Here is a 21,776-nt window from a genome sequence, read left to right as displayed (position 1 = left end):
CGCTGAACGATGCCGGCGCCGCGTTCGGGGATCCAGACGAGGGGCTGGTGCGCCAGGCCGGACAGAGCGGGGAAGGACTCGTCTGGCCAGTTCTCATACATCGGGGTCGTCATGCCGCGCCCTCGGCTGGATCGGGTCGTGAAGCGGCCAGAAGCAGCCGGCCGGCTCGCCCGGCGGCGTGCAGAGGAAAACCATGCGGCCGGTGCATCCGTACCGCCGGCAGCGGGCCCATCGGTTCCACAGCTTCACCTGCCCTCCCGACAGGCGGATGACGATGTCCAGGTCGACCCAACAATCCAGGTGACAGCGTGGGCAGCGCGTCGAGATGGCCCATCGATCCCGCCGAAACTGCGAGACGGTCATGTGCGGCGCGACGCCAAGGTGGTGCGCCAGCCCACGATTCTCGGGCTTCCTGTATCCCACGGCTCATCGGCGGCTGATGCGGGCCGCCAGGCGATGGGTGTCGTCGAACGAGAGCTTGTCGAACTGGCCGAGGCCGAAGGCCAGGGCGCAGCCGACGAGGCGATCGTTCTCCTCTTTCGACACATAGGGGACGTTCGATCCGGGCCCCGGCGCCGCCGGCAGGGCGACATCGGGCGGCGGGTTCGGCGCGACGCGGGCAGCTAGCTCGGCTTCCAGGCGCAGCAGTTCTTCGGTCGATAGGGGTTCCGACATTCTGTCCTCCGTCGCGCCACCGACGGCCGGACTCCTGATCGCGATCCGCTACCGCGTCAAGCCGATGTTCCGCTAATGTTCTCGTTATCCACGCTCATCGCGAAGGCGGTCTCATGCCCGAAGCTGGACGACCTTGCCCTCTGTCCTGAGACAGAAGGCGGCCCAGGCTTCCATCAGCGGCCGGCGCTTCTCCACGGCCGATCCCCGACGGTAGGCACGCTCGACGGCGGAGCCGACCTGGTGCGCCAGGGCTTCCTCCAGAAGCTCTCGCGAATAGTGGGTGCAGTCGCCGCCCCAATCCCGGAACGATGACCGGAAGCCGTGGGGCGTGGCCTCGGTGATTCCCATCTTCCGCATCACCATGGCCAGCGCCATGTCGGACAGCGGGCCCTTGAGGCCGGGAAAGATCAGCCCCTGGCGCACGTCTGGATCGATCGCTTCCAGGACGCCCAAGGCGGCGGACGACAGCGGCACGCGGTGTTCCCGGCTGGCCTTCATCCGCTCCGCCGGCACGATCCACGTGTCGCCGTCGATTTCCTCCCACGTGGCGCCCCTCACCTCCCCTGACCGGGCGGCGGTGAAGATCAGGAACCGAAGCGCATCGGCGGACACGCTGTGCCGACCCGACAGCTGCTCCAGGAAGGCCGGAACGTCCTGATAGGCCATTGCGGCATGGTGACCCTTCTGGGCCTTCTGCTTCGGCAGCATCCGGGACAGGTGGCCGCGCCAGCGCGCCGGGTTCTCCCCCTCCCTCAATCCCCGGACCTTGGCGGCGTCCAGCACCATCTCCAGGCGGGATCGAACGCGCCGGGCCGTCTCTGGGCGGTCCATCCAGACGTTGCGCAGCGCCGTCAGCACCATCTCCGTGTCGACGGAGGCGACGTCGGCCTTCCAGATCGCGGCCGCGTGCTGCTGCAGGGATGCTTCCCACTGTGGCCGCTGCTTCGGGGATTTCCAGCCGCGCTCAAGATCGTCCATCAGCGCCGACGCCACAGACGAGAATGTCGTGTCAGGCTTCGGCTCGTTGGCTTTCCTGCGGGTTTCGATGGGGTCTAGCCCCGCCTTGATCTCCGACCTGACCCGTTCGGCCGCGGCGCGAGCGTCGATCAGCTTCACCGTCTCCAGGCTGCCGAGACCCATCTCCCGCCGCTTGCCGGCCCGGTAGAAGATGAAGACCCAGCGCCGCGATCCGGTCTGGTCGATTCGCAGATACAGGCCCTGGCCGTCAGCGTAGAGCCCCGGCTCTCGCATTCCCGGCACCTTCTTGCCGTTCAGCCTGTTGATCTCTCGCGCCATGCCGCCTCCAGAACGCAAGGAGAACATATGGCAGCGACAGAAGCGGTCGCCACCCTAAGCCCGCCCTAAGTTCCGCCCTAAGATGGGCCGTGGGCGTCCCGTCCAGCAATGACGGGCCTTGCGGGCAAAACCCTTGCGCCGCCTGGGTGGCGGTGTGCAAGCGGTGACATTCAGGGGCAAGGTTGTGGCGGAGACGGAGGGATTCGAACCCTCGGTACCCCTTACAGGGTACGACGATTTAGCAAACCGTTGCCTTCAGCCACTCGGCCACGTCTCCGGCGAAGGCGTCGATAGCGGAGCGCGTTGCGCCGCGCAATCCGCCTGTCGCCAGAAAGTCATGCGTTAACGCGACATAGAGGCGGAGCCTGCAGGATGGCGGCCTTCTGAAGTCCTGGACGCCGATGCCCGACTGCGCCCCCACCCTGGCCGACGCGACCGCCGTCAAGGCCGTCGCGACCAAGGGCCGCGCCGCGCGCGGGCCCTTCCGGCCCGACGTCTGGCTGAACGCGCGGCAGCGTTCGGGCGTGCGGCTGGCGGCCCACTATTTCCGCGCCGTGGACGTTCTGGCGGTCGTCGGCCTGGGACTGATCGCGCTGTGGACGGCGGCGCCCGCGGGCCTGATGTCGCTGAGCCTCGCCGAGGCGGCGCCGGTCGCGGTCGGCGCGACGATCGTGCTGGGCCTGTTGCGCGGGCTGGATCTCTATCGGTTCGGCCGGGACCGGCGGGCCGTCGTCCATCTGGCGGCGGTGGCGACGATCGCCCTCCTGGGCGCGGCGGCGGCGCTGGCCACAGGCATGACCCTGGATCGGCGCGGGCTGGACGCGGCGGCGCCCTGGGCGCTGGGAACCCTGGCGGCGACGACGGGCCTGCACGCCGCGTGGCTGGCCGTGGTCGCGCGCTGGCGCCGCACCGGCGCCCTGTCCCCCAATCTGGTGATCGTCGGCGCGACCCGGCACGCCGAGGCGCTGATCGCGCGGGCGCTGGAGCGGCGCGACCTGAACGTGCTGGGGGTGTTCGACGACCGGCTGGCGCGCTCGCCCGACAGCGTCGCCGGCGTGCCGGTGCTGGGCGACGCCGAGTCGCTGCTGAACCACCGCATGACCCCCTATGTCGACCGCATCGTCCTGGCCATCGACGCCCAGGGCGGCCCGCGCGTGCGCGAACTGACCCGTCGGCTGGAGACCCTGCCGAATCCCCTGACCGTGCTGGTCGATTCCGAAACCGGCAAGGCGGCGCTGGACCGTCTGGCGTCCGCCCCGCTGGCGCCGCTGCAAGGCCCCGTCGATCCCGACCGTCGCGCCTTCAACAAGCGGCTGCAGGATCTGGTGGTCGGCGTCCTGGCCCTGATCGTCGCGGCGCCGGTGATGGCGCTGACGGCGCTGGCCATCCGGCTGGACAGCCCCGGCCCGATCTTCTTCCGCCAGCGTCGGCACGGCTTCAATCAGGAAGAGATCGTGGTGTGGAAGTTCCGGTCCATGCGCCACGCCGCCGCCGACGCCACGGCCAGCCGCCAGGTGACGATCGGCGACGACCGCGTGACCCGCGTCGGCCGCTTCATCCGCGCCACCAGCCTGGATGAGCTGCCGCAGATCTTCAACGTCCTGTCCGGCGAGATGTCGCTGGTGGGCCCCCGTCCCCACGCCATCGGCATGAAGACCGGCGAGACGGAATCGGCCCGCCTGGTCGCCGAATACGCCCACCGTCACCGGATCAAGCCCGGCATGACCGGCTGGGCCGCCGTCCAGGGCTCGCGCGGACCCTTGCACAGCGAGGCCGAGGTGCGCCGCCGGGTCCAGCTGGACATCGACTATGTCGAGCGCCAGTCCTTCTGGCTGGACCTGCGCATCCTGCTGGTCACCATTCCCGTGCTGCTGGGCGACCGGGCCGCCGTCCGGTGAGCGAGAAACGCATGTTCTGGCGCGGGGTCTGGGGATACCTGCCCGCGCAGGTCGTCCAGGGGGTCGTCGGTTTCCTGACCATCGTCGTCTTCACGCGCCTGCTCAGCCCCGACGACTTCGGCCACTACGCCCTGGCCTTTTCGGTCACGACCCTGGTGCACACGGCGACCTTCACCTGGCTGGAGGCGTCGATGGCGCGCTTTTGGGCGGCCGAACGCACGCCTCAGGGCCTGGCCGCCCATTTCGCCAGCCTCTACCGCACCTCGTTCGCGCTGATCGCGGGCTTCATCCCGGTGGTCGCCCTGACGGTCTGGCTGCTGCCGCTGACGCCGGGGCTGAAGCTGGCGGTCGCCTTCGGCCTGGCGGGCGCGCCGGTGCGCAACCTGGCCAAGCTGGCGCAGGAGCGGTTTCGCGCCGCCGGAGAGGTTTCAAAGGCCGCCGCCGTCGACATGGGCGTGGCGATCCTGGGCTTCCTGGTCGGCGCGGGCTTCGCCCTGGCCGGCGCGGGGGCCGCGTCGCCGCTGGTGGGCCTGGCCGTCGCGCCGCTGTTCGTCCTGCCCTTCACCCTGCCGGGCGAGCTGCGCCAGTCGAAGGGCGGGACGGTCGATCGCCAACGGCTGAAGGCCTACGCCGCCTATGGCTATCCGATCGCGGCCTCGCTGACCCTGGCGGTGGTGCTGGCCTCGACCGATCGGTTCCTTCTGGCGGCCTTCCTGGACGCCGCGGCGGTCGGGGCCTATCACGCCAGCTACAGCCTGGCGAACCGGACGCTGGACGTCATGTTCATCTGGCTGGGCGCGGCCGGCGCCCCGGCCATGGTCATGGCGCTGGAGCGTGGCGGGCGCGAGGCCCTGCGCCAGACCGCGCTGGAGCAGGGTTCGACCCTGATCCTGATCGGCCTGCCCGCCGCCGTCGGCCTGGCCCTGGTCGCCCGCCCGATGGCCGAACTGATGATCGGCGAGGACCTGCGCGCGGCCGCGACGCTGGTGACGCCCTGGATCGCCGCCTCGGCCTTCCTGTGGGGCATGATCGCCTACTATTTCGGCTTCGGCTTCACCCTGGGCAAGAAGACGGGCCTGCTTCTGCTCACCATGGCGATCCCGGCGGCGTCCAACGTCCTGTTGAACCTGACCCTGATCCCCCGGCTGGGCGTGGTCGGCGCGGCCGTCTCCACCGCCGCCAGCTTCGCCATCGGCCTGGTCGCCTGCCTGATCCTCAGCCGACGCGCCATCGCCCTGCCCATTCCGTGGGAAAGCCTGATCCGCTGCGGCCTGGCCGCCGCCGCCATGGCCCTGGTGGTCATCCAGCTTCCGCCGCTGGGCGGGTTTGTTGAGCTGTTCCTGGACGCCGGCGTCGGCGCCCTGGTCTATGCGGGGGCGGCGCTGACCCTGAACGCGGCGGGCGTCCGCGACGTGCTAAATCGGCTGATCGCCGCCCGACGAAGGGTCGCGGCATGAACGCCGACATCCACGACAACCGCGCCTGGGCCGAGGCGACGCCGGCGCTGTCGGTGCTGATTCCCTTCCTGCGCGACGACCCGACCGACCTGCTGCGCCAGCTCGACCGGGAGGCGGCCGACCTCGGCGGCGCCGTCGAGGTCGTGCTGATGGACGATGGCACGGGCGACGCCGCCCTGACCGCAAGGCTGAAGCAGATTCTGGGCGTCCTGGCCCTGCCGGCGCGTCTGATCACCCTGTCGGCCAACGAGGGCCGTGCACGGGGCCGCAATCGCCTGACGATCACCGGTCGCGGCCGCGCCTATCTGTTCCTCGACAGCGACATGAAGCCCGATACGCCGCGCTTCCTCCAAACCTGGATCGCCCTGATGGTCGAGCGCGATCCCGCCGTCGCCTTCGGCGGCTTCTCGCTGGACCAGGCGCCGGCCGACGCGCGGTTCGCCGTGCATCGCGCCCTGTCCGGCGCCTCGGAATGCCTGCCGGCCTCCGAGCGCGCGAAACAGCCCGAGAAATACGTCTACACCTCCAACCTTCTGGTCCGCCGCGACGTCTTCGCCGCCGAGACCTTCGATCCCGGCTTCTCCGGCTGGGGCTGGGAGGATGTGGAGTGGGCCATGCGCGTCTCTCGCCGGTTCGAGGTCGTGCACCTCGACAATCCGGCCACCCACATGGGCCTGGATACGGTCGAGGACCTGGCGCGCAAGTTCGACCAGGGCGCCGGCAACTTCGCCCGCGTGGTGGCCCTGCACCCCGAGACCGTGGCCGCCTATCCCAGCTATCGCGCGGCCAAGCTGCTGAAACGACTGCCTGCGCGGTCGCTGCTCCGCCGTCTGACCCGGCAGGCCGCGCGGACCGGCGCCCTGCCCGTCAAGGCCCGCGCCTTCGCCCTGCGCCTGTATCGGGCCGCCGTCTATGCGGACGCCGTCTGACATGCGCGACGTGGCCGTGATCATTCCCACCTTGCGCCGGACCGACAGTCTGGAGCGCGCCCTGCGCTCCGTCTTCGCCCAAGCCGAAGCGCTGGAGCGCGTCTCGGCCGTCGTCGTCGCCGACAACGACCCCGAGGGGTCGGCCGAGCCGCTTGTCATGCGCCTGGCCGCCGATGCGCCCGTCGCCCTGACCTACGCCCATGCGCCCGTTCCCGGCGTAGCCACGGCGCGCAACGTCGGTCTTGCCGCGACCTATGCGCCGCTGATCGCCTTCCTCGACGACGACGAGGCCGCCTCGCCCCGCTGGCTGGCCGCCCTGCTGGAGGCGCAGGTCCAGATCGGCGCCGATGTCGTCTTCGGTCCGATCCGGGGCCGCGTCCCAGCGAACACCGGCTGGACGACCGACTATCTCGAAGCCTTCTTCGGCCGGACCGGCCCGGCCGAGACCGGGCTGGTGGACGAACCCTGGGGCTGCGGCAACTCGCTGATGGTCCGCGCGACGGCTCTGCCCGGCCCGGCGCCCTTCGACACCGCCGCCGACCAGACGGGAGGCGAGGACGACAAGCTGTTCGCCGCCCTGTCCGCGCGCGGCGGTCGGTACGGCTGGGCCGCCGACGCCTGGGTGGACGAGTTCGCGCCGCCCCATCGCGCCACCCTGCGCTACGCCCTGACCCGCGCCTTCGCCTATGGACAGGGGCCCAGCCAGACCGCCGCCGCCGCGCGCGACTGGCCGGGCGTCGCCCGCTGGATGGCGATCGGCGTGGCCCAGGCGGGCGTATGGGGGCTGGCGTCGCTGGCGCTTTTCCTGCTGCGCCGCCCCTCGCGCGCCCGCGCCTACGACCGGCTGGCGCGGGGCCTGGGCAAGGTGCTGTGGCAACGCGGCTTCGAGCCCCGCCTCTACGGCGCCAGCCTGTTGAAGTCCGCCTAACGGACGGGACAGTGGGTATGATCAGCCCGCCAGGCGCTTCAGGAACCCCGGCGCCTTGTAGGTGGAGCGGTTCATGACCGCCCCGGCGATGCGGCCGCCCACGGCCTCGATCTCGTCGCGCAGGATGACGGGCTCGTTGGCGGCGGTGCTCTCGGCCGCAATCACCAGCACCGTCATGTCGACGAAGGGCGCCAGGATGATCGCCATGTCGTTGCGGTCGGCCGCCGGGGCGTCGATGACGATGGTGTCGGCGTGGGGGCGCAGCGCGTCCCAATAGCGCGGCTCGCCGATCGCCTCGACCCGGTGTCCCGAACGCAGCGCCTCCATGTGGAAGCGCGTGACCCACAGCCGCCCGCCCAGGCAGGGCCTTGCGGTCATCAGGCGTGCCGCCGGCACGGGCTTGCCGTCCCGGCCCACGACGCGCGGCGTCACGGCGAAGAAGCACGATCCGTCCGGCGAGGCCTGGGCCGGCTTGCCCAGTTGGCCGAAACGGTCGGCGTCGGCGGCGACGGCTTCCAGCTGGCCCTGCTGCATCAGGTCGCCGTCGATCAGCCAGACCGGCTTTCGCGCCCGCACCGCCGCCAGCCGGGCGTATTCGCGGGCGACCGTGGACACCCCCTCGCCCGATGCGGCCGAGGCGAACTGAATGACGCGTGCGCGATGCGCGGGGGCGGGCCCCAGCGCCGCCCACAGGCCGGCCATTTCAGACGTCAGATCGACCATCGAATCGCCGCGCGAACTCCCTCGAAGCCGCAGCCTAGCATGGCGCAGGTCCTAGCGTCCCTTGGCCGGCGCGACGGCCAGGACCGGCATGTCCAGCGTCCGCGAGACCGAGGCCGGGGTCGTGAAGCCGCGCCGGGTGAACACCCGCAGCAGGCCGATGCACAGGGCCGTGAAGCCCGCGAACAGGAAGACCGCCGCCAGGGCGGGGATCTTCAGGCTCTTGCCCACGGCCGGCGGCTGGGCGCGCTCGATGACCGTGACATTGTCGGCGCCGGCGGCCACCAGGGCGTTGTCGGCGCGGCTCTGGCTCTCGCGTTGCTGGAACTCGCGGATGTTTGCGGTCAGCACCTCGCGGGCGCCCGCCAGGGTCGAGTTCTCCGACTCCAGCGTCGTCAGATGGGCCTGGCGATTGCGGAGTTCGGTCAGCTGCCGGTCCAGCACGGCAAGCCGCGCGGCCAGGGAGTCGCGCTCGGCCTGCGTGTTGATCCGCGTGCTTTCCAGCTCGGTCCAGACCGGGTTCGGGCCGGTGCGCACCTCGCGCGGGCCGACGGCGGTGCCGGTGGCCACATACTGCTGCAGCTGCGCGATGCGGGCCTCGATATCCCTGACGGGCTGGGCGTCGGCGGTATAGCGCGACAGCAGTTGCTCGCGCTCCGTGCGCAGTTGCAGCACCTGGTCCTGCGCGGAGATGTTGAGGTCCTGCTGCAACGCCACCTCGGCCGGCGTCTGGGCCTGCTGGGCGACCAGGGTCTGAAGCCGGCGCGCGGCCTGGTTCAGCTGCGCCTGAACCGAAAGACGTTCGGCGAAGGTGGTCTGGTAGGTCGCGGCCAGGGTCGCCTTGGCCGCCGCGAAGTCGCCGATGTTGTTCGACGCCAGAAACTGCTCATAGGCATGGTCGGCTTGGGACAGGTCGCCTTCGAAGGCGAGGCGCTGGCTGGCGATGGCCGGCGTCTTGTCCAGAAAGACCTCGCGACGATAGGCCAGATACTGGTCGATGACCGCGTTCAGCACCCGCGCCGCCCGCTCGGCGTCGTCCGCCTCGTAGCTCAGCTGGATCACGGCGCTGCCGGGCGCGGTGCCGACGCCCAGGCTGGTCCCCAGCATCTTGCGCGCCGCCGCCTGGGCCCGCTCCGGCGAACCCTTGGGCTGTTCGCCCAGAATCGCAGCCGGCCCCAGGGCCTCGACCACGCGCTGGCGCACCTGGCTGGAGCCCAGGATGCTGGCCTCGGCGTTGGCCACCTCGTCGCCCTGCGGCGCCTGGGCCTGGGGCTCCACGCCGACGCGGGGGCGATAGACATACTCCTGCCCCACCCCGGCGAAGACGGCGCCCGTGGCCGTGTAGGTCCGCTTCAGGGTGAAGGCCAGCGCCGCGCCGATGGCGAAGATGACCAGGAAGATCACGATCATCAGCAACAGTTCGCGGAACAGCAGGCCCACGACGTCCAGCACGCCATAGCGCGGTCTTGTCGTGACGTGGGCCGTCGAACGCATGGGCGGGCCGAATCCTGAAACGCTTGTTCCCGTGAACCCTTCGCCGACCGGCGTTAACCACTAGTTACCCATAAGCGACGACGCTGGCCCCTGACGCCTTGTCCAGTCCGGATCGACCGATTCCCATGACGCCTGATCGCCGCCTGTTCCTGCTGGCCCTCGGCGCCGCCCTGCCGACGCTCGCTGCGTGCGGCGGCGGCAACGGCGGGCGGATGCCGCGCCCGTCGGCCTATGGCGCGCGGCGGGTGGAGCCCACGGGGCCGAACGCCTTTCCCGACATCCCCTTCGCCGACTGGACCGACGCGGAACCGGAATACCGCCTCTATCCCGGCGACGAGATCGAGGTCGCCATGCCCACGGCGACGGAACTGACGCGGACGCTGCGCGTGGCGCCGGACGGACGGATCGCCCTGCCCCTGATCGGCAATGTGATGGCCGCGGATCTCAGCCTGACGGACCTGCAGCAGGGCCTGTCGGCCGCCTACGCCTCGCAGCTGGTGCGGCCGGTGATCGAGGTGACCCTGCGCCAGGCGGGGCCGATCCGCGTTTGGGTCGACGGCGAGGTTCGCACCCCCGGCGTGATCGAGATGGTCGGAGACCTGGACGCCTATCAGGCCGTGGTCCAGGCCGGCGGCCTGATGCCGGGCGCCCAGGCGCGCAGCGTGGCCCTGATCCGGCGCGGACCGGGCGGCAGCCGGATGATGCGGGTGATCGACCTTCGTCCGCGTCAGGCCGAGGTCGTGGCCCTGCGTCGGGGCGACATCGTCTTCGTGCCGCGGTCGACCCTGGGCGAGCTGGCCGCCTTCTTCACCCAGGTGCGCAGCGCCCTGCCGGTCGGCTTCAGCTACGCCATCAACGGCGCCACCTACGCCTCGTCCTGATCGGATCGATCAGGCGACCAGACGCACGACGCCCTGGTCGATGTAGCGGCGCGCGGCGCGCTGGGCCTCGGCCAGCTCCTCGCGCTCCATCTCCTGGCTCATCTCGCGGCGATAGACGCGCGCCTCGATCGAGCCCTTCATGGCCGCCAGGTTGAAGATCATGTGGGCCGAGACCCGGTCCATCGGGCAACCGCCCGATCCGGCCGAATACATCATCCCCAGCTTGAACAGGTCGTCGCCGGACATGTCCGCCGTCGGCAGCGGCAGGCCCTCGTCTTGCGAACCGGCCTGCAGGTCGTGCGCCATTTCTTGCGCGTTCATCACCGTATCTCCCGTCGGGCGCCGTTCTGGGCCCGCCTCCGATACGCGATCAAATACCGACGTTTTGAAGTTAGAGTTAACGCCGAACGGCCGAGCCGAACTTTTCAGTAAAGCTGGGATGAATACTCCCGCCGTCCTTCATACTCTTGAAACGGCTCGCAAATCCTCTGTTTACGTTCGATGGGCGCGCTGGCCGAACAGACGCTTGCGCGCTTCCTCCGCCGCCTTGCCGCCGGCCGCCAGGTTCCGGCGCAGTTCGTCGCCCAGCGCCCGGCCCTTCCTGACCGCCGGGCGCGCGCCCACCCGCTCCAGCCAGGACCTCAGGTTCGGGAACTCCTCGAGGTTTTGCCCCTGAAGTTCGGGCAGCACCCAGGGCCACGCCGCCATGTCGGCGATCGAATAGTCGCCGGCCAGATAGTCGCGGTCCGCCAGACGCCTATCCATGACGCCGTACAGCCGGTGCGTCTCGTCCGTATAGCGGCGCACGCCATAGGCGATCTGGCGCTGGTCCCGGATCATTACCGGCGCATACTGGCGGAAGTGGTGCGTCTGGCCCGCCATGGGCCCCAGGCCGCCGACCTGCCAGAACAGCCACTGGTCGACCTCGGCCTTGCCGCGTGGGTCGGAAGGGTAGAAGCGGCCGGACTTCGCGCCCAGATACTGCAGGATCGCGCCGGACTCGAAGATCGCGATCGGCTCGCCGCCCGGCCCGTCGGGATCAACGATGGCCGGCATTCGTCCGTTGGGGCTGATGGCCTGGAAGCCGGGCGCGAACTGCTCGCCCGCGCCGATGTTCACCGGCTTCATCTCATAGGCGAGCCCCATCTCCTCCAGGGCGATGGAGATCTTCCAGCCGTTCGGCGTCGGCCAGTACCAGAGTTCGATCGGTCGGGTCATCGGCGGGCTCGCGGTGGCGGAAACGGCCGCCCACGGTATCGCCGCCCGCCGTTTGCGCAAGGAGCCGTCGACGCGTTCGCCCCCGCCCATGTCGCGGCGCAGGGCTGGCCGATCGCCTGAGGCCGCCTGCGAACCTGACACGATCGTTCAGAACGAGTTCATGCGGGCCGCCCGAAGCTGACGCCATCAACGAAGCCGCCTCTTGGGCTTCACAGATCGGAGCAGCAGATGAACCGCCTGACCAAGGCCGCTGTCGTCGCCCTGGCGCTGTCGACCACGGCCGTCCCCATGCTCGCGGAGGCCCAAAGCCGGGACCGCCGCGAATACCGCCAGGACCGACGCGACGACCGACGCGATTTCCGCGACGAGCGCCGCGACGACCGCCGCGACTGGCGCCAGGGTGAATATCGCGATCGCGGCGACTATCGCCGGGATCGCCGCGATGACCGGCGCGACTATCGTGAAGAGCGTCGCGACGACCGCCGGGACTTCCGCCGCGACCGCTGGGATCGGGGCAATCCGAACTGGTGGCGCGGCCGCTCGGACTTCCGGGGCTACACCGGCGCGCGCCGCGGGTACTGGTACGCGCCCGGTCACGGCTATTATCGCGTAGAGCCCCGCTACTACGGCTATCGCTGGCGCACGGGCGGCTACCTGCCGGTCCAGTACCGCAACTATTACGTCAGCGATCCCTACTTCTACGGCCTGCGTCCGGCCCCGCGAGGCTACCGCTACGTCCATGCCGGCAGCGACATTCTGTTGGTCGCCGTCGCGACCGGCCTGATCGCCAGCGTGCTATCGAACGTCTACTAGGCCCGGCCAGGATCACGCCTTGCAGAACCCCGCGAGTTCGCTCGCGGGGTTTTCTGTCGATGGGGCGCCGAACGGCGTTCAGCCCGGGTTCATGGGCCAGAACCGACATTGGGCCACAAGCCGCCGAAAGCGGCATTCGAGGAAAGACATCATGAAACGTCTGCTGATGGCCTTCACCGCCATCGCCGCCCTCGCCGGCCCCCTCGCGGCGCCGGTTGGGGCCATCGCTCAATCGCGTGAGGACCGCGCCCGGGAAGACCGGCCCGCGCGTCCGGACCGACCCTCCATCGAGCGCCGTCGCCCCAGCGGCGACGCGGACCGTCCCGCTCGCCCGGAACGGCCTGTCTCGCGTCCCGCCCCCGAGGTGCGCGAGCCCCGGCCAAGCGCGCCGGCGGCCCGACCGAACCGCGGCGAAGAGGGTGCAAGACCCGATCGTCCGAATCGACCGGACCGGTCCGGTCGTCCCGAACGGCCCAACGACACCGCCGGCAGACCCGATCGTCCCGACCGGCCCGACCGGCCTGGGGCCGGCGGCTGGAACCGCCCGGATCAGTCCGGCGACAACAACGGACGCCCTGGCCGTCCCGCCCGCCCCGACCGTGACAACGCCGCAAGACCCGACCGGCCCGACCGACCCGTCGGCGGCGGCTGGAACCGCCCGGATCGGCCTGGCCAAGACAGCGGGCGTCCTGACCGTCCTGGGCGACCCGACCGTCCCGACCGCCCCGACCGTCCGGGCGGCGGCTGGAACCGGCCGGATCGCGACCGCAACCACGGCGACTTCCATCGCCGGTTCGACCGGGACCAGTGGCGGCGGGACTTCTACCGCAACCATCGCGCCGACTGGTGGCGGAACGACCGTCGCTTCAGGGGCTACAGCGGCGTCCGGCTCGGCTTCTACTTCGCGCCGGGCTGGGGCTACTACAGCGTGCCCCGCTCCTACTGGGGCCGCACCTGGTCGGTGGGACAGTATCTGCCGGACACCTTCTGGCGCTACCGCCTGGACGACTGGCGGACCTACGGCCTGGGCTACCCGCCCGAAGGCACGCGCTGGGTGTCGGTCGACAACACGATCTACCTGATCGACGAATACGACGGATACATCATCGAGGTGATCCGCAACGCCTGGAACTGGTAGTCGCGCAAGACAAGGGGCCCGGAGAGCGATCTCCGGGCCCCTCTTTTCATCGCGTAGAGGCTCAGAGGCCCAGCTTGGCTTTCAGGATGTCGTTGACCGCCGCCGGATTGGCCTTGCCGCCCGTGGCCTTCATGACCTGGCCGACGAACCAGCCGATGGCCTGGGGCTTTTCGGCCACCGCCGCCGCCTTGTCCGGGTTGGCGGCGATGATCTCGTCCACCGCCTTTTCGATGGCGCCGGTGTCGGTCACCTGCTTCAGGCCGTGCTTCTCCACCACCTCGGCCGGCGAGCCTTCGCCGTTCCAGACGTGGTCGAACACCTCCTTGGCGATCTTGGAGGAGATAACCCCCTCTTCGATCAGCTTGACCAGCTCGGCCACGTGCGCGGCCGGCAGGGGGTTCTCGCTGAAGTCCTTGCCGTCCGCCGCCAGGCGCGCGGAGACCTCGTTCGTCACCCAGTTCGACACCAGCTTGGCGTCGCGGCCCTTCGCCGCCGCCTCGAAATAGTCGGCCTTGGCCTGTTCCGAGATCAGCACCACCGCATCGTACTGCGACAGGCCGTACTCGCTCATCAGCCGCTTGCGCTTGTCGTCGGGCAGTTCCGGCAGCGACGCCTTGATGTCGGCGATCCACGCCTCTTCCAGGTCCAGCGGCAGCAGGTCCGGGTCGGGGAAGTAGCGATAGTCCATCGCCTCTTCCTTGGATCGCATCGAGCGCGTCTCGCCCTTGGTCGGGTCGAACAGGCGCGTCTCCTGCACGACCGCGCCACCGTCCTCGATGATCTCGATCTGGCGGCGCGCCTCATACTGGATGGCCTGGGAGATGAAGCGGAAGCTGTTGACGTTCTTGATCTCGCAGCGCGTGCCCAGATAGCTGAAGTCGCCCGTTTCCTTGAACTTGTCGTAGTTGCCGGCGCGGCAGACGGATACGTTCACGTCGGCGCGCAGATTGCCCTTCTCCATGTCGCCGTCGCAGGTGCCCAGATAGATCAGGATGGTCCTGATCTTCTTGACGTAGGCCACCGCCTCTTCCGGGCTGCGCAGGTCCGGCTTGGAGACGATCTCCATCAGCGCCGTGCCCGCCCGGTTCAGGTCGACATAGCTCTCGGTCGGCGACAGGTCGTGGATCAGCTTGCCCGCGTCCTGCTCCAGGTGCAGCCGCTCGATGCCGACGTTGAAGAAGCTGCCGTCCTCGGCCTCCACCTCGACCACGCCCTCGCCGACGATCGGATAGAACAGCTGGCTGATCTGATAGCCGGTCGGCAGGTCGGGATAGAAGTAGTTCTTGCGGTCGAACTGGCTGCGCTTGTTGATCTTGGCGCGCAGGCCCAGGCCGGTCTTCACCGCCTGTTCGACGCAATGCTTGTTCAGCGTCGGCAGCATGCCGGGAAAGCCCGCGTCCACCAGCGACACCTGCTCGTTCGGCCCCGCGCCGAAGCCGACGGCGGCCCCGGAGAACAGCTTGGCCTTCGACGCCACCTGGGCGTGGATCTCCAGCCCCATGACGATTTCCCAGTCGCCGGTCCGGCCCTGGATGAGCTTGGTGTTTGCGATCGTGTCGGTCATGCGCCCGTCCTAGCGCTCCGGCGCGGCCGGAGAAAGAGGCTGTCGCGCGGATGTCGCGAAACCGCGCTCATCTGCGGCGTCCAACGGAGATTCCCATGATCAAGTCCATTCTGCTCGCGACCGTCGCCCTCTTCGCCGCCGGCGCCGCCACGGCCCAGACCGCCCCGGCCCAGACCGCCCCTGCCCCGCAACAAGACCACGCCGCCCACGCCCCGGCGGCCGCGCGCCCGACGATCGAGAGCCCGATCGAGGCCCTGGTGAATGATCCTGTGACCAAGGCCGTCCTGGACAAGCACCTGCCCGGCCTGGCCGAACACAACGCCTACGGCCAGTTCAAGCGCATGACCCTGCGCCAGGTCGCCCCCTTCTCCGGCGGCAACATCACCGATGACATCATCGCCGCCATCGACGCCGACCTGAAGGCGCTGCCGCCGGCCTGAATCAATGAGGGGCCGGCGATCCGCCGGCCCTTCTCATCTCACCACCACTTCTCCGGCTTGGCCGCAAAGCCCGCCGCGTCTTCCAGCGCCTTGCCGACGCGGAACACCGTCGCCTCGTCCAGCGCCTTGCCGATGACCTGCAGGCCCAGCGGCAGACCGCCCGAGTCCACGCCCGCCGGCACCGAGATGCCGGGCAGGCCCGCCAGGTTGGCCGTCACCGTGAAGACGTCGTTCAGATACATCGTCACCGGATCGATCTGCTTGTCGCCGATGGCGAAGGCGGCCGACGGCGTGGACGGCGTCAGGATGGCGTCCACCTGGCCCCAGACCTTGTCGAAGTCCTCGGCGATGCGGCGGCGCACCTTCAGCGCGCGGACGTAATAGGCGTCATAGAATCCGGCCGACAGCACATAGGCGCCGATGGTCAGGCGACGCTGCACCTCCTTGCCGAAACCTTCCGCCCGGCTGGTTTCATAGAGGTCCGTCAGCGACTTCGCCTCGCTGGCCCGATGGCCGAAGCGCATCCCGTCATAGCGCGCCAGGTTCGACGACGCCTCGGCCGGCGCCACGATGTAATAGGTCGGCAGGGCGTATTTGGTGTGCGGCAGGCTGATGTCGACGATCTCGCAACCGGCGGCCTTCAGCCATTCCACGCCCTGGTCCCACAGCGCCTGGATTTCGGCCGGCATGCCGTCCACCACATATTCGCGCGGCACGCCGATGCGCAGCCCCTTCACCGACTGACCCACCGAGGCGGTCCAGTCGGGCGTTTCCACGTCCAGGCTGGTGGAATCCTTCGGATCGAACGAGCACATGGACTTCAGCAGCAGGGCCGCGTCCTCGACCGTCTTGGTGATCGGTCCGGCCTGGTCCAGCGAGCTGGCGAAGGCCACCATGCCAAACCGGCTGGCGCGGCCGTAGGTCGGCTTGATCCCGACCGTGCCGGTGAAGGCGGCCGGCTGGCGGATCGAGCCGCCGGTGTCCGATGCGGTGGCCGCCAGGCACAGGTCCGCCGCCACGGCCGAGGCCGAGCCGCCCGACGATCCGCCTGGCGTCAGTTCGGCGTTCGAGGTCTGGGACTTCCAGGGGTTCTTCACGGGACCAAAGGCGCTGGTCTCGTTGGACGAGCCCATGGCGAACTCGTCCATGTTCAGCTTGCCCAGCATCACCGCCCCGTCGCGCCACAGGTTGGCGGTCACGGTGGATTCATAGGGCGGCACGAAGCCGCGGAGCATGTTGGAGCCGGCGGTGGTCTGCACGCCGTCGGTGCAGAACAGGTCCTTGATCCCCAGCGGCGCGCCTTCCAGCGCCCCGCCCTCGCCCGCCGCCAGCCGCGCGTCGGACGCGCGCGCCATCTCCAGCGCCTTGTCCGCCGTCACCTCGACATAGGCGTTCAGCGTCGGGTTCGACGCCGCGATATTGCTCAGGAAGGCCTGGGTGATCTCGGCCGAGGTGAAGTCCTTGGCCTTCAGGCCGTCGACGGCGCCCTTCAGGGTCAGCTTGGTCAGGTCGCTCATGACTATTCGACCACCTTGGGCACGACGAAGAAGCCGTCCGCCGACTTCGGCGCGTTGGACAGGACGTCGGCGATCTTGCCGCCGTCGGTCACCACGTCTTCGCGCAGGCGCAGCGGCTGGGCGACGTTGGACGTCATGGGCTCGACGCCGTCGACATCGACCTCGGTCAGCTGCTCGATCCACTGCATGATGCCGTTCAGCTCCTGCGCCAGCGGCTCCAGCCGATCCTCGGGGGTCTTGATGCGGGCGAGATGCGCCACCTTGCGCACCGTCGCGGCGTCGATGGCCATGCGGCCCTCCAAACACAATGAAGTTGAAACTCACGCAGAACGTGAAGTCGAACGGCCGGATTAGCGGCGTCGCGCCGGATTCACAAGGATGAGGCCAAGCCCAACTGGCGCCGCATTCACAAGCGTTGCTGCGCCTCGGTACAATCGGGAGCTTTACATGTTAATCGCCGCCGTCATGACTCTAGCGATCTTCCAGCCGACGCCGGTCCCGGAAGCTTGCGCCTACGACCGCGACGCCATGCTCGCGCTAGCTCCTGAAGACTTTGATCAGGACTTGGCTGGCGGCTGGCGTCCCCTCGGAAACCGAGACGAATGCCGCGAGGCCGCCGCCGATCTGCTGGCTATCTATCGCCAAGCCCACTGGGGCGATCTGAACGTCGATCAGCTACACACCAACTATTGGCACGAGGGACAGCTGCGGGCCGCACTTGGACAGAAAGACCGCGCCGTGCGGCTATTGCTGGCGGGCGTCAGCCCTTCGAACATCCCCGACGGCAAGGCGGATTATGCGATCGGCACGGTCGCCTTCCTGTTGAACGACCTACCGACGCTTCAGGCGGCCCGCGAGCGGCTGGCGGCGACGCCTCCGCCGCCTGGCTTCGAAGAAAGCTCCCGGACCTTCAAGGAACGTTACGGGCGTGATCTGGTCTGGCCGCTGAATCTCGACGTGCTGGACGGACTGATCGCCTGCTTCGGCAAACCCTATGGCGAAGCCTACAACCGAGATTGTCGTCCCGCCGCGTAGCGCCGGCCCTTTGACTCCCGGCGTTTTGCGGCCTACCGCCCCGTCGTGCCCGTTCTCGACCTTCTCGACCTGTCCGCCGCCTGCCCGCCCGACACGCCCTGGATGGGGCTGGACCTGGGCGAGAAGACCATCGGCGTGGCGGTGTCGGACGCCACGCGCATGATCGCTTCCCCGCTGGAGCTGATCCGCAAGTCCAAGTTCACGCATGAAGCCGAACATCTGTTCAGGCTGATGGATCACCGCAAGGTGTCGGCCCTGGTCATCGGGCTGCCGGTGAACATGGACGGGACCGAGGGGCCGCGCGCCCAGTCGTGCCGCGCCTTCGCCCGCAATCTGGAGCGTCTGCGCCCCGTCAACGTCGCCTTCTGGGACGAGCGGCTGTCGACCAGCGCGGTCGAACGCTTCCTGATCGAGGACCTGGACCTGAACCGCAAGCGCCGCGCGGGCGTCATCGACCGCACCGCCGCCGCCTGGATTCTGCAGGGCGCGCTGGACCGGGTGCGCGATCAGGCCACCTGGATCTGATGGGCGGACTGGTTCTCGGCATCGCGCCGGTCTTCGTCCTGATCGCCCTGGGCTACGGCCTGCGCAAGTCGGATTTCCTGCCCGACGCCGCCTGGCGGCCGATCGAGAAGCTGTCGATCAACATCCTCTACCCGGGCTTCCTGATCCCGGCCATCTGGCACGCCGACCTGTCCGGCGACAGCGCCGGGCCGGCGGGCGGCGCGGCGGTGGTGTCGGTGATCATCGTCGCGGCCCTGGCGCTGGCCGCCAAGCCGCTGATCCGCCTGGACGGCCCGGCCTACACCAGCGTCTTCCAGGGCGTGATCCGCTGGAACAGCTTCGTCTTCCTGCCCGTGGTCCAGGCCGCCTTCGGGCCACAGGGCCTGGCCGTCGCCGCCGTCATGATCGCCTGCATCATCCCGGTCACCAACATCGCCTGCGTCGCCGTGCTGGCGCGCTGGGGCGACGATCAGCGGGGCGTGTCGCCCATCGCCCTGCTCACGGCCATGCTGAAGAACCCGATTCTGATGGCCTGCCTGATCGGTCTGGTGCTGAACTTCGCCGGCGCGCCCGATTTTCCGGTCCTGTCGCGCATACTGGAGCTGATCGGCGGCGCGGCCCTGCCGCTGGGCCTGATCGTCGCGGGCGCGGGCCTCAGCTTCGCCGAGGTGGCGCGGCGCCGGATCACCGTCGCCGGGGTCTCGGTCGTCAAGCTGCTGGTCATGCCCTTCCTGATGTGGGGCGTCTGCCGGTTGCTGGGCGGCGATCAACTGGCCCAGGCTCTGGCCATGCTGTGCGGCGCGACGCCGGGCGCCGCGGCCTCCTACATGCTGGCGCGGCAGATGGGCGGGGACGCGCCCCTGATGGCCGGCGTCATCGCCCTGACCACCGTCGGCGGGGCGATAACCATGCCGCTGTTCCTGGCGCTGTTCCATTTGGCGTGAAGGCCGCCTATAGCCGCGTCTCGATGACCCAGCCGCCCACCGTCACCGACCAGGCCATTCTCGAGCGGCTGATCCCGTTCCCCACGGCGCATTTCCTCGCCGCCTCGGACCTGAACCCCTACGTCACGCCGCAGCTGCTGGACCTGGCCGACGCCTTCGTCGACTTCAATCGCCAGTCCTCCAAGGCGCTGGACGTCCTGCACGGCCGCACGGTCGTGAACCTGTTTTTCGAGAACTCGACCCGCACCTCTTCCTCGTTCGAGATCGCGGCCAAGCGGCTGGGGGCCGATGTCGTGACCATGCCGGTCGCCGCCTCCTCGGTGAAGAAGGGCGAGACCCTGATCGACACCGCGGTCACCCTGAACGCCATGAAGCCGGACATCCTGGTGATCCGCCATTCGGCCTCCGGCGCCGCCGAACTGCTCAGCCAGAAGGTCGGCTGCGCCGTCGTCAACGCCGGCGACGGCCGCCACGAACATCCGACCCAGGCCCTGCTGGACCTGCTGTCCATGCGCCGCGCGCTGGGCGACGTGACCAGCCTGACCGTCGCCATCTGCGGCGACATCACCCACAGCCGCGTGGCCCGCTCCAACGTCGCCCTGCTGCAGATGATGGGCGCGCGGGTGCGCCTGATCGGGCCGCCGACCCTGGTGCCCGGCGACGCCGACCGCTGGGGCTGCGAAGTCTTCCACGACATGCGCGAGGGCCTGAAAGGCTGCGACGTGGTCATGATGCTGCGCCTGCAGCTGGAGCGGATGGCCGGCGCCCTGGTCCCCTCGACCCGCGAATATTTCCGCTTCTGGGGCCTGGACCGCGAGAAGCTGGCCTGGGCCAGGCCGGGCGCCAAGGTCATGCACCCTGGGCCCATGAACCGGGGCGTAGAGATCGATTCCGACGTCGCGGACGACCTGGACGTCTCGCTGATCCAGGATCAGGTCGAGATGGGCGTCGCCGCCCGCATGGCCGTCCTGGCCTCCCTCTCCGCCCGCTGGGGAGACGCCCGATGACCGGTCTCGCCATCGTCAACGCCCGCCTGCTGGACCCCGCGACCGACTACGACGGCCCCGGCGCCGTTCTGGTCGAGGACGGCCGCATCGTCCGCGTTATCCATGGCGCGGCGCCGGATCTCGCCGCCGACCGCATCGTCGACGCTGACGGCCTTTGCCTCGCGCCCGGCCTGATCGACATCCGCGTCAAGACCGGCGAACCGGGCGCCGAGCCCAAGGAGACGCTGAAGTCCGCCAGCCTGGCCGCGGCCGCAGGCGGCGTGACCACCATCGTCGTCCAGCCCGACACCGACCCCGCCGTCGACGACCCGGCCATGGTCGACTTCATCCAGCGGCGCGGCGCGGCCCTGAACCTGGTCAACGTCCGCGCCGCCGGCGCCGCGACCAAGGCTCTGGGCGGCGAACGCATGGCCGAGATCGGTCTAATGGACGAGGCCGGCGCCCTGTATTTCACCGACGGCGACAAGGTCATCGTCAACAGCCGCACCCTTCAGCGGGTCATGAGCTACGCCGCCGCCTTCAACGCCCTGATCGCCTGCCGCCCCGTCGATCCCTGGCTGACGGAAGGCGCGGTCGCCGCCTCGGGCGAACTGGCCACCCGCCTGGGCCTGTCGGGCAGCCCCGCCATCGCCGAACGCATCGGGCTGGAGCGCGATCTGGCCCTGGTCGAACAGACCGGCGCCCGCTTCCTGGTCGACCAGATCTCGACCGAAGGCGCGCTCGACACCCTGGCCCGCGCCCGCGCCAAGGGGCTGGAGGTCGCCGTCAGCGTCTCGATCAACCACCTGTGCTTCAACGAGGTGGACATCGGCGACTATCGCACCTTCTACCGGCTGGACCCGCCGCTGCGCGCCGAAGCCGACCGTCAGGCCCTGATCGAGGCCGTGCGCGAGGGACTGATCGACGTCATCACCTCCGCCCACGCCCCCGCCCCCGCCGAGGACAAGCGCCGTCCCTTCGCCGAGGCGGCGCCCGGCGCCGTCGGCCTGGAGACCCTGCTGCCCGCCGCCCTGACCCTGCACCACGAGGACGGTCTGGACCTGCTGGACGTGCTGCGTCCCCTGACCCAAGGCCCGGCGTCTCTGCTGGGCCTGGACGCCGGCGTCCTGGCCGAGGGCGCGCCCGCCGACCTGGTCCTGTTCGACCCCGGCGCGCCCATCATCGTCGACGCAGACGCCCTGCGCTCCAAGTCCAAGAACTCGCCCTTCGACGGTCGCCGCCTGCAGGGCAAGGTGATCGGGACGTGGGTCGGCGGGCGTAAGGTTCACTGATCCGCAAGTGACCGTCACCCTCGGGACAAGCCCGAGGGTGAGGAACT

22 protein-coding genes and 1 tRNA gene are annotated in these 21,776 nt (G+C 69.6%); 13 read left to right on the top strand and 10 right to left on the bottom strand.

Annotated features, from left to right (window positions below; translation table 11 throughout):
* Window positions 1–426: 426 nt before the first annotated feature.
* From ACE3PU_RS09350 to ACE3PU_RS09340, 3 genes are all read right to left on the bottom strand, one after another.
* Window positions 427–675 (bottom strand): hypothetical protein, encoded by a 249-nt coding sequence (locus ACE3PU_RS09350; RefSeq protein ID WP_374389018.1) that lies wholly within the window; start codon window positions 673–675, stop codon window positions 427–429.
* A 111-nt stretch (window positions 676–786) separates the two neighbouring features.
* Window positions 787–1,971: a tyrosine-type recombinase/integrase gene (locus ACE3PU_RS09345; RefSeq protein WP_374389016.1), complete on the bottom strand. Its 1,185-nt coding sequence runs from the start codon at window positions 1,969–1,971 to the stop codon at window positions 787–789.
* A 185-nt stretch (window positions 1,972–2,156) separates the two neighbouring features.
* A tRNA-Ser gene (locus tag ACE3PU_RS09340) sits at window positions 2,157–2,248 on the bottom strand.
* A gap of 124 nt (window positions 2,249–2,372) precedes the next feature.
* Here ACE3PU_RS09340 and ACE3PU_RS09335 point away from each other — a divergent pair.
* From ACE3PU_RS09335 to ACE3PU_RS09320, 4 genes are read left to right on the top strand one after another with little or no spacing between them, the layout of a single operon-like run.
* Window positions 2,373–3,869 carry an exopolysaccharide biosynthesis polyprenyl glycosylphosphotransferase gene (locus tag ACE3PU_RS09335; protein WP_374389013.1) on the top strand — a complete coding sequence of 499 codons (1,497 nt, stop codon included), beginning with the start codon at window positions 2,373–2,375 and terminating at the stop codon, window positions 3,867–3,869.
* Window positions 3,866–5,326, top strand: a complete 1,461-nt coding sequence (locus ACE3PU_RS09330) for a polysaccharide biosynthesis C-terminal domain-containing protein (RefSeq protein ID WP_374389011.1) — start codon at window positions 3,866–3,868, stop codon at window positions 5,324–5,326. The genes ACE3PU_RS09335 and ACE3PU_RS09330 overlap by 4 nt, the downstream gene beginning before the upstream one ends.
* Window positions 5,323–6,255, top strand: coding sequence for a glycosyltransferase family 2 protein (locus tag ACE3PU_RS09325; protein ID WP_374389009.1), 933 nt, complete (start codon window positions 5,323–5,325; stop codon window positions 6,253–6,255). The genes ACE3PU_RS09330 and ACE3PU_RS09325 overlap by 4 nt, the downstream gene beginning before the upstream one ends.
* Window position 6,256: 1 nt before the next feature.
* On the top strand, window positions 6,257–7,183 hold the full coding sequence (locus tag ACE3PU_RS09320; RefSeq protein ID WP_374389007.1) for a glycosyltransferase family 2 protein: 927 nt from the start codon (window positions 6,257–6,259) through the stop codon (window positions 7,181–7,183).
* A gap of 21 nt (window positions 7,184–7,204) precedes the next feature.
* Here ACE3PU_RS09320 and ACE3PU_RS09315 read toward each other — a convergent pair whose 3' ends face one another.
* Window positions 7,205–7,906, bottom strand: coding sequence for a hfsB (locus ACE3PU_RS09315; protein ID WP_374389005.1), 702 nt, complete (start codon window positions 7,904–7,906; stop codon window positions 7,205–7,207).
* A 51-nt stretch (window positions 7,907–7,957) separates the two neighbouring features.
* On the bottom strand, window positions 7,958–9,397 hold the full coding sequence (locus ACE3PU_RS09310; RefSeq protein ID WP_374389003.1) for a GumC family protein: 1,440 nt from the start codon (window positions 9,395–9,397) through the stop codon (window positions 7,958–7,960).
* 125 nt (window positions 9,398–9,522) lie between these two features.
* Between ACE3PU_RS09310 and ACE3PU_RS09305 the strand changes: the two genes are divergently transcribed.
* Window positions 9,523–10,278: a polysaccharide biosynthesis/export family protein gene (locus ACE3PU_RS09305; RefSeq protein WP_374389001.1), complete on the top strand. Its 756-nt coding sequence runs from the start codon at window positions 9,523–9,525 to the stop codon at window positions 10,276–10,278.
* Window positions 10,279–10,287: 9 nt separating this feature from the next.
* Here the strand turns inward: ACE3PU_RS09305 and ACE3PU_RS09300 are convergent, their stop codons facing one another.
* Together ACE3PU_RS09300 and ACE3PU_RS09295 are read right to left on the bottom strand one after the other, a co-directional pair.
* Window positions 10,288–10,599 (bottom strand): sel1 repeat family protein, encoded by a 312-nt coding sequence (locus ACE3PU_RS09300; protein WP_374388999.1) that lies wholly within the window; start codon window positions 10,597–10,599, stop codon window positions 10,288–10,290.
* A gap of 171 nt (window positions 10,600–10,770) precedes the next feature.
* On the bottom strand, window positions 10,771–11,496 hold the full coding sequence (locus tag ACE3PU_RS09295; protein WP_374388997.1) for a glutathione S-transferase N-terminal domain-containing protein: 726 nt from the start codon (window positions 11,494–11,496) through the stop codon (window positions 10,771–10,773).
* Window positions 11,497–11,724: 228 nt separating this feature from the next.
* On the opposite strand from ACE3PU_RS09295, the gene ACE3PU_RS09290 reads away from it, so the two are divergent.
* Together ACE3PU_RS09290 and ACE3PU_RS09285 are read left to right on the top strand one after the other, a co-directional pair.
* Window positions 11,725–12,309: an RcnB family protein gene (locus ACE3PU_RS09290; RefSeq protein ID WP_374388995.1), complete on the top strand. Its 585-nt coding sequence runs from the start codon at window positions 11,725–11,727 to the stop codon at window positions 12,307–12,309.
* A 151-nt stretch (window positions 12,310–12,460) separates the two neighbouring features.
* Window positions 12,461–13,447, top strand: coding sequence for an RcnB family protein (locus tag ACE3PU_RS09285; protein WP_374388993.1), 987 nt, complete (start codon window positions 12,461–12,463; stop codon window positions 13,445–13,447).
* A 61-nt stretch (window positions 13,448–13,508) separates the two neighbouring features.
* Here the strand turns inward: ACE3PU_RS09285 and gatB are convergent, their stop codons facing one another.
* Entirely contained in the window at window positions 13,509–15,011 is a 1,503-nt protein-coding gene (gene gatB, locus ACE3PU_RS09280; RefSeq protein ID WP_374388991.1) for an Asp-tRNA(Asn)/Glu-tRNA(Gln) amidotransferase subunit GatB, read from the bottom strand.
* A 95-nt stretch (window positions 15,012–15,106) separates the two neighbouring features.
* Here gatB and ACE3PU_RS09275 point away from each other — a divergent pair, with 95 nt between their 5' ends.
* On the top strand, window positions 15,107–15,451 hold the full coding sequence (locus tag ACE3PU_RS09275; RefSeq protein WP_374388989.1) for a hypothetical protein: 345 nt from the start codon (window positions 15,107–15,109) through the stop codon (window positions 15,449–15,451).
* A 38-nt stretch (window positions 15,452–15,489) separates the two neighbouring features.
* On the opposite strand, the gene gatA is transcribed toward ACE3PU_RS09275, so the two are convergent.
* Both gatA and gatC read right to left on the bottom strand, forming a co-directional pair.
* Window positions 15,490–16,968: an Asp-tRNA(Asn)/Glu-tRNA(Gln) amidotransferase subunit GatA gene (gatA, locus tag ACE3PU_RS09270; protein ID WP_374388986.1), complete on the bottom strand. Its 1,479-nt coding sequence runs from the start codon at window positions 16,966–16,968 to the stop codon at window positions 15,490–15,492.
* Between the two features lie 2 nt (window positions 16,969–16,970).
* A complete protein-coding gene (gene gatC / locus ACE3PU_RS09265; protein WP_374388984.1) occupies window positions 16,971–17,258 on the bottom strand; it encodes an Asp-tRNA(Asn)/Glu-tRNA(Gln) amidotransferase subunit GatC in 288 nt (95 codons plus the stop codon).
* 157 nt (window positions 17,259–17,415) lie between these two features.
* On the opposite strand from gatC, the gene ACE3PU_RS09260 reads away from it, so the two are divergent.
* The 5 genes from ACE3PU_RS09260 to pyrC are packed head-to-tail and all read left to right on the top strand — an operon-like array spanning window position 17,416 to window position 21,729.
* Window positions 17,416–18,003 carry a hypothetical protein gene (locus tag ACE3PU_RS09260; protein ID WP_374388982.1) on the top strand — a complete coding sequence of 196 codons (588 nt, stop codon included), beginning with the start codon at window positions 17,416–17,418 and terminating at the stop codon, window positions 18,001–18,003.
* 45 nt (window positions 18,004–18,048) lie between these two features.
* On the top strand, window positions 18,049–18,528 hold the full coding sequence (ruvX, locus tag ACE3PU_RS09255; protein WP_374388980.1) for a Holliday junction resolvase RuvX: 480 nt from the start codon (window positions 18,049–18,051) through the stop codon (window positions 18,526–18,528).
* Window positions 18,528–19,451 (top strand): AEC family transporter, encoded by a 924-nt coding sequence (locus tag ACE3PU_RS09250; protein ID WP_374388978.1) that lies wholly within the window; start codon window positions 18,528–18,530, stop codon window positions 19,449–19,451. Before ruvX ends, ACE3PU_RS09250 begins: the two co-directional genes overlap by 1 nt.
* Before the next feature lie 23 nt (window positions 19,452–19,474).
* Window positions 19,475–20,458 (top strand): aspartate carbamoyltransferase catalytic subunit, encoded by a 984-nt coding sequence (locus tag ACE3PU_RS09245; RefSeq protein ID WP_374388976.1) that lies wholly within the window; start codon window positions 19,475–19,477, stop codon window positions 20,456–20,458.
* Window positions 20,455–21,729, top strand: a complete 1,275-nt coding sequence (gene pyrC / locus ACE3PU_RS09240) for a dihydroorotase (RefSeq protein ID WP_374388974.1) — start codon at window positions 20,455–20,457, stop codon at window positions 21,727–21,729. The genes ACE3PU_RS09245 and pyrC overlap by 4 nt, the downstream gene beginning before the upstream one ends.
* The last annotated feature ends 47 nt before the right edge of the window (window positions 21,730–21,776 follow it).

Source organism: Brevundimonas sp. (assembly GCF_041911375.1).
In the GTDB taxonomy this organism is placed as follows: Bacteria; Pseudomonadota; Alphaproteobacteria; order Caulobacterales; family Caulobacteraceae; genus Brevundimonas.
Note: the sequence above shows the minus strand (reverse complement) of the source record. Positions and strands in the feature narration are given on the sequence as shown.

Excerpts from the sequence above, each read along its gene's own strand:
- ACE3PU_RS09290 (WP_374388995.1), top strand. The coding sequence starts at position 11,725 with ATGAACCGCCTGACCAAGGCCGCTGTCGTCGCCCTGGCGCTGTCGACC.
- ACE3PU_RS09295 (WP_374388997.1), bottom strand. The coding sequence starts at position 11,496 with ATGACCCGACCGATCGAACTCTGGTACTGGCCGACGCCGAACGGCTGG.
- ACE3PU_RS09285 (WP_374388993.1), top strand. The coding sequence starts at position 12,461 with ATGAAACGTCTGCTGATGGCCTTCACCGCCATCGCCGCCCTCGCCGGC.
- ACE3PU_RS09275 (WP_374388989.1), top strand. The coding sequence starts at position 15,107 with ATGATCAAGTCCATTCTGCTCGCGACCGTCGCCCTCTTCGCCGCCGGC.
- gatA (WP_374388986.1), bottom strand. The coding sequence starts at position 16,968 with ATGAGCGACCTGACCAAGCTGACCCTGAAGGGCGCCGTCGACGGCCTG.
- ACE3PU_RS09300 (WP_374388999.1), bottom strand. The coding sequence starts at position 10,599 with ATGAACGCGCAAGAAATGGCGCACGACCTGCAGGCCGGTTCGCAAGAC.
- ACE3PU_RS09335 (WP_374389013.1), top strand. The coding sequence starts at position 2,373 with ATGCCCGACTGCGCCCCCACCCTGGCCGACGCGACCGCCGTCAAGGCC.
- ACE3PU_RS09305 (WP_374389001.1), top strand. The coding sequence starts at position 9,523 with ATGACGCCTGATCGCCGCCTGTTCCTGCTGGCCCTCGGCGCCGCCCTG.
- ACE3PU_RS09310 (WP_374389003.1), bottom strand. The coding sequence starts at position 9,397 with ATGCGTTCGACGGCCCACGTCACGACAAGACCGCGCTATGGCGTGCTG.
- ACE3PU_RS09350 (WP_374389018.1), bottom strand. The coding sequence starts at position 675 with ATGTCGGAACCCCTATCGACCGAAGAACTGCTGCGCCTGGAAGCCGAG.
- ACE3PU_RS09250 (WP_374388978.1), top strand. The coding sequence starts at position 18,528 with ATGGGCGGACTGGTTCTCGGCATCGCGCCGGTCTTCGTCCTGATCGCC.
- ACE3PU_RS09325 (WP_374389009.1), top strand. The coding sequence starts at position 5,323 with ATGAACGCCGACATCCACGACAACCGCGCCTGGGCCGAGGCGACGCCG.
- ACE3PU_RS09245 (WP_374388976.1), top strand. The coding sequence starts at position 19,475 with ATGACCCAGCCGCCCACCGTCACCGACCAGGCCATTCTCGAGCGGCTG.
- gatC (WP_374388984.1), bottom strand. The coding sequence starts at position 17,258 with ATGGCCATCGACGCCGCGACGGTGCGCAAGGTGGCGCATCTCGCCCGC.
- ACE3PU_RS09345 (WP_374389016.1), bottom strand. The coding sequence starts at position 1,971 with ATGGCGCGAGAGATCAACAGGCTGAACGGCAAGAAGGTGCCGGGAATG.
- ACE3PU_RS09320 (WP_374389007.1), top strand. The coding sequence starts at position 6,257 with ATGCGCGACGTGGCCGTGATCATTCCCACCTTGCGCCGGACCGACAGT.
- gatB (WP_374388991.1), bottom strand. The coding sequence starts at position 15,011 with ATGACCGACACGATCGCAAACACCAAGCTCATCCAGGGCCGGACCGGC.
- pyrC (WP_374388974.1), top strand. The coding sequence starts at position 20,455 with ATGACCGGTCTCGCCATCGTCAACGCCCGCCTGCTGGACCCCGCGACC.
- ACE3PU_RS09315 (WP_374389005.1), bottom strand. The coding sequence starts at position 7,906 with ATGGTCGATCTGACGTCTGAAATGGCCGGCCTGTGGGCGGCGCTGGGG.
- ACE3PU_RS09260 (WP_374388982.1), top strand. The coding sequence starts at position 17,416 with ATGTTAATCGCCGCCGTCATGACTCTAGCGATCTTCCAGCCGACGCCG.